General features: G+C 38.9%; 6 protein-coding genes and 3 pseudogenes. 3 read left to right on the plus strand and 6 right to left on the minus strand.

Translation table 11 applies throughout. The annotated features are described in order from the left end of the window. Positions 1 to 188 (plus strand): annotated as a pseudogene (locus C4E06_RS10350) (glutathione synthase); the annotation flags it as partial. Positions 189 to 282: 94 nt separating this feature from the next. On the opposite strand, the gene psbA reads toward C4E06_RS10350, so the two are convergent. Continuing rightward, entirely contained in the window at positions 283 to 1,353 is a 1,071-nt protein-coding gene (gene psbA, locus C4E06_RS10355) for a photosystem II q(b) protein (RefSeq protein WP_107667995.1), read from the minus strand. A 189-nt stretch (positions 1,354 to 1,542) separates the two neighbouring features. After that, positions 1,543 to 2,250, minus strand: coding sequence for an MgtC/SapB family protein (locus tag C4E06_RS10360; protein WP_107667996.1), 708 nt, complete (start codon positions 2,248 to 2,250; stop codon positions 1,543 to 1,545). Positions 2,251 to 2,390: 140 nt separating this feature from the next. Between C4E06_RS10360 and clpP the strand changes: the two genes are divergently transcribed. Then, complete coding sequence (gene clpP, locus C4E06_RS10365; RefSeq protein WP_255412142.1) at positions 2,391 to 3,032, plus strand: ATP-dependent Clp endopeptidase proteolytic subunit ClpP; 642 nt, start codon at positions 2,391 to 2,393, stop codon at positions 3,030 to 3,032. 40 nt (positions 3,033 to 3,072) lie between these two features. Here clpP and C4E06_RS10370 read toward each other — a convergent pair whose 3' ends face one another. The 3 genes from C4E06_RS10370 to C4E06_RS27815 all read right to left on the minus strand — a co-directional run bounded on the left by C4E06_RS10370 (position 3,073) and on the right by C4E06_RS27815 (position 5,683). After that, positions 3,073 to 4,377, minus strand: coding sequence for a TAXI family TRAP transporter solute-binding subunit (locus C4E06_RS10370; protein WP_107667998.1), 1,305 nt, complete (start codon positions 4,375 to 4,377; stop codon positions 3,073 to 3,075). A gap of 18 nt (positions 4,378 to 4,395) precedes the next feature. Continuing rightward, on the minus strand, positions 4,396 to 5,418 hold the full coding sequence (locus tag C4E06_RS10375) for a hemolysin family protein (protein ID WP_107667999.1): 1,023 nt from the start codon (positions 5,416 to 5,418) through the stop codon (positions 4,396 to 4,398). Between the two features lie 124 nt (positions 5,419 to 5,542). After that, on the minus strand, positions 5,543 to 5,683 hold the full coding sequence (locus C4E06_RS27815; protein ID WP_198648519.1) for a hypothetical protein: 141 nt from the start codon (positions 5,681 to 5,683) through the stop codon (positions 5,543 to 5,545). Positions 5,684 to 6,076: 393 nt separating this feature from the next. Here C4E06_RS27815 and C4E06_RS29200 point away from each other — a divergent pair. Beyond that, positions 6,077 to 7,066: pseudogene (locus tag C4E06_RS29200) on the plus strand (RNA polymerase sigma factor, RpoD/SigA family). Positions 7,067 to 7,116: 50 nt separating this feature from the next. Here C4E06_RS29200 and C4E06_RS10385 read toward each other — a convergent pair. Further along, positions 7,117 to 7,295: pseudogene (locus C4E06_RS10385) on the minus strand (ABC transporter ATP-binding protein); the annotation flags it as partial.

The raw sequence follows: 7,295 nt of genomic DNA on the forward strand, positions 1-7,295 counted from the left end.
TTTGTGAGGTAGTCGGGCCAAGATTGCGTAAAAATGGCTTATATTTTGTTGGTATTGATGTGATTGGCGGTTATTTAACTGAGGTCAATGTTACCAGTCCCACAGGTATTCGAGAAATTGATCTACTCGATGGTACGAATTTAGGTTTAGAAGTGGTTGAATGGTTAAGTCAGGTTTGTTCTAAATAACTTCAAATATTTCGCTTATATGATCAGACACAACAAAAAAAGCACCCCCAAACTTGGGAGTGCTTTTTATATTATTCAGTTAATTTCAAAGGAATTAACCATTGATTACAGGAGCGGATACAGGCTCAGCAGAAGCTAAGTCTAAGGGGAAGTTGTGAGCGTTGCGCTCGTGCATTACTTCCATTCCGATTCCTGCACGGTTTAATACATCAGCCCAGGTTCCGATTACACGGCCTTGAGAATCAAGGATAGACTGGTTGAAGTTAAATCCGTTTAAGTTGAAGGCCATGGTAGATACACCCATTGCGGTGAACCAGATACCAATTACAGGCCATGCTCCTAAGAAGAAGTGCAACGCACGACTGTTGTTGAAAGAAGCATATTGGAAGATTAAGCGACCAAAGTAACCGTGAGCAGCTACGATGTTGTAGGTTTCTTCTTCTTGTCCGAACTTGTAACCGTAGTTTTGAGACTCGATTTCAGTGGTTTCACGAACTAAAGAAGAGGTTACTAAGGAACCGTGCATAGCGGAGAATAAAGATCCACCGAATACACCAGCCACACCCAACATATGGAAGGGGTGCATTAAGATGTTGTGTTCAGCTTGGAACACGAACATGAAGTTAAAGGTTCCACTGATTCCTAAAGGCATTCCATCAGAGAAAGAACCTTGTCCGATGGGATAGATTAAGAATACTGCGGTCGCTGCGGATACAGGTGCAGAATATGCAACACAGATCCAAGGACGCATTCCTAAACGGTAGGAAAGTTCCCACTGACGACCCATGTAGCAAAATACTCCGATTAAGAAGTGGAAGATTACTAACTGGTAAGGACCGCCATTGTAAAGCCACTCGTCAAGTGAAGCAGCTTCCCAGATGGGATAGAAGTGTAAACCGATAGCGTTAGAAGAAGGTACGACTGCACCGGAAACGATGTTGTTTCCGTAGAGTAAAGAACCAGCTACAGGCTCGCGGATACCATCGATGTCCACGGGAGGAGCAGCGATGAAAGCGATAATGAAACAGGTGGTAGCAGTTAAGAGGGTGGGGATCATTAAAGTACCGAACCAACCGACATAAATGCGGTTGTTGGTGCTGGTCACCCACTGACAAAACTGTTCCCACAAGGAAACGCTCTCGCGTTGTTGTAGTGTAGTAGTCATGGTATAATTCCTATTCGTTTTTCAAGGTACGAATGATTCAGGCTTTTTTGCCTTTCGGCGCAGAGCCTTTTGTTATGTATGTATCCATATTAACGAATCTGTAACGGTTTGTAAAGGGGTGTAACAAAAGAAATACTTATATTAGGTATAAATACAGTTTATAAATTGGGTGACTTGCAAAATACGAACTTAGGGAGATTCCTGCTCAATAATCTGCCAACTGGCCGAAAAAACACCGGATTCTAAACTTAAGCGACTAACAATTTTTTCTAAGAAAGCATGGTCTCGTTTTTGGGTAATCAGTTGAGCTTTAATACTATGTCGGTCTGGATTATCTGGAATAGACTCACTCAATAGCGATCGCAACTGCATTGTATTACTACTACTGACAAGTTTTAAGAGTAAAGTACGCAGATGGATTTCATTTTCTCGACAACAAATAATCTGGCAACTATAACCCAGTTCAAGTTCTGTTCCCCTTAAAGGTTGTCGGTTGATGCGATATCTTAACGGATATAACAACAAATTAGCAGATATAACGGCGATTGCCCCTATAGTGGACTGGAAAAATAATCCCCACCCCGATAAAGCTCCAATCGCACCGGCACACCACAGCGTAGCTGCTGTATTCAATCCTCGAATAGTAACCCCTTCACGTAAAATTACACCACCCCCTAAAAATCCAATTCCAGAGACGATTTGTGCCGTCACTCGAGTGGGACTTGAATCTCTATCGGATACCATTACTGAAAGCATGACAAACAAAGCTGCTCCAGTAGCGACTAAAGTGTTGGTTTGTAATCCAGCCATCCGTTGTCGCCATTGTCTTTCTAGGCCAATTCCAAGACCTAAGCCAAAAGCAACCACCAATCGTATTAAAAAGTCTAATTCGCTCATTTTAGAAAATTTCTCGATAGTTTATAGATACTAGCATCATTTCTTATCCCAATTTTTAGATAAATTGTCTCCTGATTGAATAACTTAGGTAGAATACCCAAAAATCAGAATTATGGTCTTAAGGGAACAAAGTCGTTAAAATCAAAGATAACGACAAAACAGATAGAGACTCCATGATTCCAACCGTTATTGAAACCTCTGGCCGTGGTGAACGCGCCTTTGATATTTACTCCCGTCTCTTACGAGAACGTATTGTCTTTTTAGGACAAGAGGTAAGAGATGAAAATTCTAATTTAATCGTTGCTCAGTTGTTGTTCCTCGAAGCAGAAGACCCTGATAAGGATATTTACCTCTATATCAACTCTCCTGGGGGTTCTGTATCGGCTGGACTCGGTATTTTTGATACCATGAATCAAATTCGTCCCGATGTCTGTACCATTTGTATTGGGTTAGCCGCAAGTATGGGAGCCTTTTTACTCAGTGCCGGGGCGAAAGGTAAACGCATGAGTCTTCCTAACTCTCGTATCATGATCCATCAACCTTTGGGTGGGGCGCAAGGTCAAGCGACAGATATCGAAATTCAAGCTAAGGAAATTTTATATCTCAAAGGACTCTTAAACAACCATTTAGCTAATCATACCGGGCAACCTTTAGATAAAATTGCTGAAGATACAGAACGAGACTTCTTTATGTCGGCAGAAGAAGCTCAAGAATATGGGTTAATTGATCAAGTGATTAACCGTCGTCCTTCGGCGAGTAATCCTCCCGTTCCTGCTGGATAATCTCAATATAGTTAATAGTTGTCTAGCCTACAGCTATTAACTATATTGTTTGACTTTCATTTAAACGAAGTAAGAAATTTTCTCTTTGATAAGTTGCTGATAAAGCCACTTGCCAGGGGAAAGTAAATGACTGGAAAGATTCAGGACTAATTAAATCTTTATCTAAATCAATAATGACTTCATTTAACATGGCTAGAAGTTGCGATCGCATCTCGTTTAACTTATCTAAATCTTCTGTTTTTTGAATTTGATCAATAATTTTCAGTAATTGTAAATTATATAAATCTGCTCTATTTTTTTGTTTCCCTGTTAACCAGGAACGCAACTGCCAAATACCAGATAATATTAACATTGAAACTGATAGACATAACCCGATCGCTTCGGCATATTCTACTAAAAAACTAGGGTTCCCCTGATGATAATAATCTAAGGCACCAGGATGAAATGTAAACCCTAAATGATGCTGATCATCCCACGGTTCAATCATTGAAGCTTGGGTAAATTCTTGTACTAATTCATTCCTCGCTTCGTACAATATTCGGGTAATTTCAAAAATGACTTCTCTATTAATGTTCTTATTAGCAACTAAAACTGCTCGCACTCCTACTCCTGGTAAATCTTGGGACGGTTTAGGAGTTCCACCATGATAACTTCCTTTCGGAATTACCATTACTTCTAAAGCCGGAAGTTCTAATTTTAAGGCTGCTCCTTGATCGATAGGAATGAGTTTGATTTGAGGATTATTTAATAATTGAATAACGGCACTATTCTCTAAAGAAATAACTTGAAATAAACCATCGACTTGTCCCTTTTCTAAGGCTTGGTGTGCTTCAATAATGGGCATAGGAATCGTTTTTATTTTATCAACATCTAATTGATAGTGTTCTTGTAATGCCCAAAATAGATTATAAGAACCACTGCCTTTCGGCATCAAAGCAATACGTTTTCCTTCAAGATCACTTACGTTGTCAATTTGAGAGTCTTGACGAACCATTAAATGAAAGACCTCAGGAAAAAGAAAAGCAACTGCTTTGGTAGAACCATCCACTATTGTGTCATTTTGAATTAAGGCTAATTGTGCTTTCTTTTGCTGCAATAATTTAAGATTTTCTTGAGAACCCTTACTTTTTATAACCTTAATTTTGATGCGGTTATCATGATTATTGATAACTTTAGATAAGGCTTGAGAAAAAGCATAATATTGCCCTTCTTCTTCTCCTGTTGCTAAAACTAAAGTATGAACTTTTTTACTGTCATGAAACCATAAAATCGCGAAAATGATTACCAGTAAAACACTGCCCAAAGCAAAAAAAATAGCTGATTTCCTCAGAATAGATTCTTGCATAAGATATCAGTTAAACAGTTAAACTAAGCGATCGCCAACAAATAAATTTTGACGACTATGAGGAGAATCACTTTCGTCATAAATTTCTCCGACTAATTCCTCTAAAATGTCCTCTAGAGTCACTAATCCTACCGTTCCCCCGTATTCATCAACCACAATGGCAATGTGAAATCGTTGTTGTAACATTTCTTTTAGTAAACTAGGGGCCCGCTTAGTTTCTGGAATATAAATAGGGTTATCCATTGCTGCTGTTACCTGAAGTTGAGAACGTCTTTCTTTAGGAACAGATTGTAAGGTTTGCAGAGCTTTTTTTAGATGAACAATACCAACAATATGATCCTTAGATTCCCCTTGAACCGGAATCCGAGAATAACCGGTTTCTAGAGATAAGTTAATTAATTCTTGTAAGCTTGACTCATGGGAAATAGTGGTCATTTCTAGGCGAGGTTTGACCACATCTTTAGCCATTAATTCATCTAATCTCAATGCTTTATTTAAAAGTTGATGTTTATATAAATCAAGTTTTCCTTTCCCTCCCAAAATTTCAATCATTAACTGTAAATCATTGAGAGATTCCCCGGATTGTACTGTTTTTTCTGATTTCCCTTGAAAAACTTGAATGGTTTTTTGTGTTATTTTCTCGAAAATTTGTACAATTTTTAAAAACGATAAGAATTGCGATAGTAAAAATATTGGACGAATACACCAACGGAAAAAAGCACGAGTGTTGAGAATGGCTAAGGATTTGGGGGTGATTTCTCCAAAAATTAAGACTAAAATAGTGACGACGGCCGTAGCTACCCCTAAACCAGCACTCCCTAACCACATGGCAAATAAATTGCTCGTTAGAATCGCTGAAAAGTTATTCACTAAATTATTACCAATTAATAAACTGGTAATAAAACGGCGACGATTTTCTAAGACTAAACGATAAACCCCAGAGGGATCACCCTGTTTCTCAATCAGTCCCCGTAACTTAAAATTATCAAAGGCAGTAATAGCCGTTTCAGAACCCGAAAAAAAAGCCGATAACAGCAACATTAATAGGATCACTGTTAAGTCAAGCCAAACCTGACCCAGCAAAGGACTCGGTTTGGCGATCGTTAGGAAACTAGCGTTCAAGCTTAACAAAATTGTACTATGGGTGAAAATTTGTCAAGAAAACTTAACCAACGGTATAGGCTGCGTTAAGCGCCCAGATAATTAAACCAATAATGGCACCAAGAACTAAAAAAGCTGAAATCGCTACCAAAACAGGTTTGTCAGCCCCTTCAAACTTCATAATGCCACGATTTAAGTCTGACATAGCATTGATCCTTATTGACGAGTTACATAGGCTTGATTAGCCTCTTTCTCTATCTAGGTTAGCGAAAATTTCACCGCCATGGGTCAAAGAAAATGTAACAAAATCCTATGGATTTTTTAGGCTGACTTGAAGACTGCTGATGCCAAAGATTACTGTTATCCTTACTTTCTAACCAATAAGGGCTTATCTTAACATCTTGTGAGAATCAATGAACCTTTCATCTATTGTCATCGTCTAAACAGATAAGCTAAAATAAAAACAAGTTAAAGTCATATCGACTTCACTTTGTAACTTTTCTTTCCAGTCCTCAATGGATTAATAAACACAGTTTCTGGGAAAGATAAAAATAGCAACAGACTTTATAAGCAGGTTTAAAGGAGTCATATAGTACCAATGCCCACTGCTAATGTTAATACCAAAACCAAACAGCCTACGTACTCAGCAGATATGGTGCGGACTTATCTGCATGAAATTGGGCGGGTACCTCTGTTAACCCATGAGCAAGAAATTATTTATGGGAAACAAGTCCAAACCATGATGAGCTTATTGGAGAAAAAAGAGGAACTAGCTCAAAATTTAGGCAAAGAACCCAGTCTCCAAGAATGGGCTAAAGAGGTAAACATGGAGGAAAAAACCCCTCAAAAAAGCCCTGGAACAAGGAGAACGGGCTAAAAGAAAGATGATCGAGGCTAATTTACGCCTAGTGGTCGCCATTGCCAAAAAATATCAAAAACGTAACATGGAATTTCTTGATCTTATTCAAGAAGGAAGTTTAGGACTGGAAAGGGGGGTAGAAAAATTTGACCCCACCAAAGGCTATAAATTTTCTACCTATGCTTACTGGTGGATTCGCCAAGCGATTACACGGGCGATCGCTCAACAGGCCCGAACGATCCGTTTACCCATTCATATTACTGAAAAGCTCAACAAAATCAAGAAAACTCAAAGAGAACTCTCTCAAACCTTGGGAAGAAGTGCCACACCGGCAGAAATTGCCCAAGAATTAGAAATTGAGCCTTCACAAATTCGGGGAATTTCTCAGTATTGCCCGTCAACCCATTTCTTTAGACGTAAGAGTGGGAGATAACCAAGATACAGAACTGTCAGAATTATTAGAAGATCAAGGAGTTTCTCCTGATATCTACATTACTCAAGAGTTACTTCGTCAAGACTTGAGTAACCTTATGGCTGAACTAACTCCCCAACAAAGAACGGTGTTAACCCTACGGTTTGGGTTTAGAAGATGGCAAAGAACTGTCCTTAGCCAAAATCGGTAAACGATTGAATATTAGTCGGGAACGGGTGCGTCAATTAGAACATCAGGCTCTAGCACAACTGCGGAGACGACGGGGTAACGTAAAAGAGTATTTAGCAGCTAGTTAAAATAAAATTATTAAGGATAAGCGAAATTTAACAGCTTATCCTTTTTTTGTTTAATTCTTCAAATATCCATCTTCCATGTGAATAATACGATCAGCTATATCCAAGATACGGTTATCATGGGTAACGAGAAGAATGGTGCATCCTTGTTCTTTGGTGAGCTTTTCCATAATATCCACCACATCTCGTCCTGTTTTACTATCTAAAGCGGCAGTGGGTTCATCAGCCAAAA

Origin of the sequence: Cyanothece sp. BG0011, from assembly GCF_003013815.1 — a bacterium.
GTDB lineage: Bacteria > Cyanobacteriota > Cyanobacteriia > Cyanobacteriales > Microcystaceae > Crocosphaera.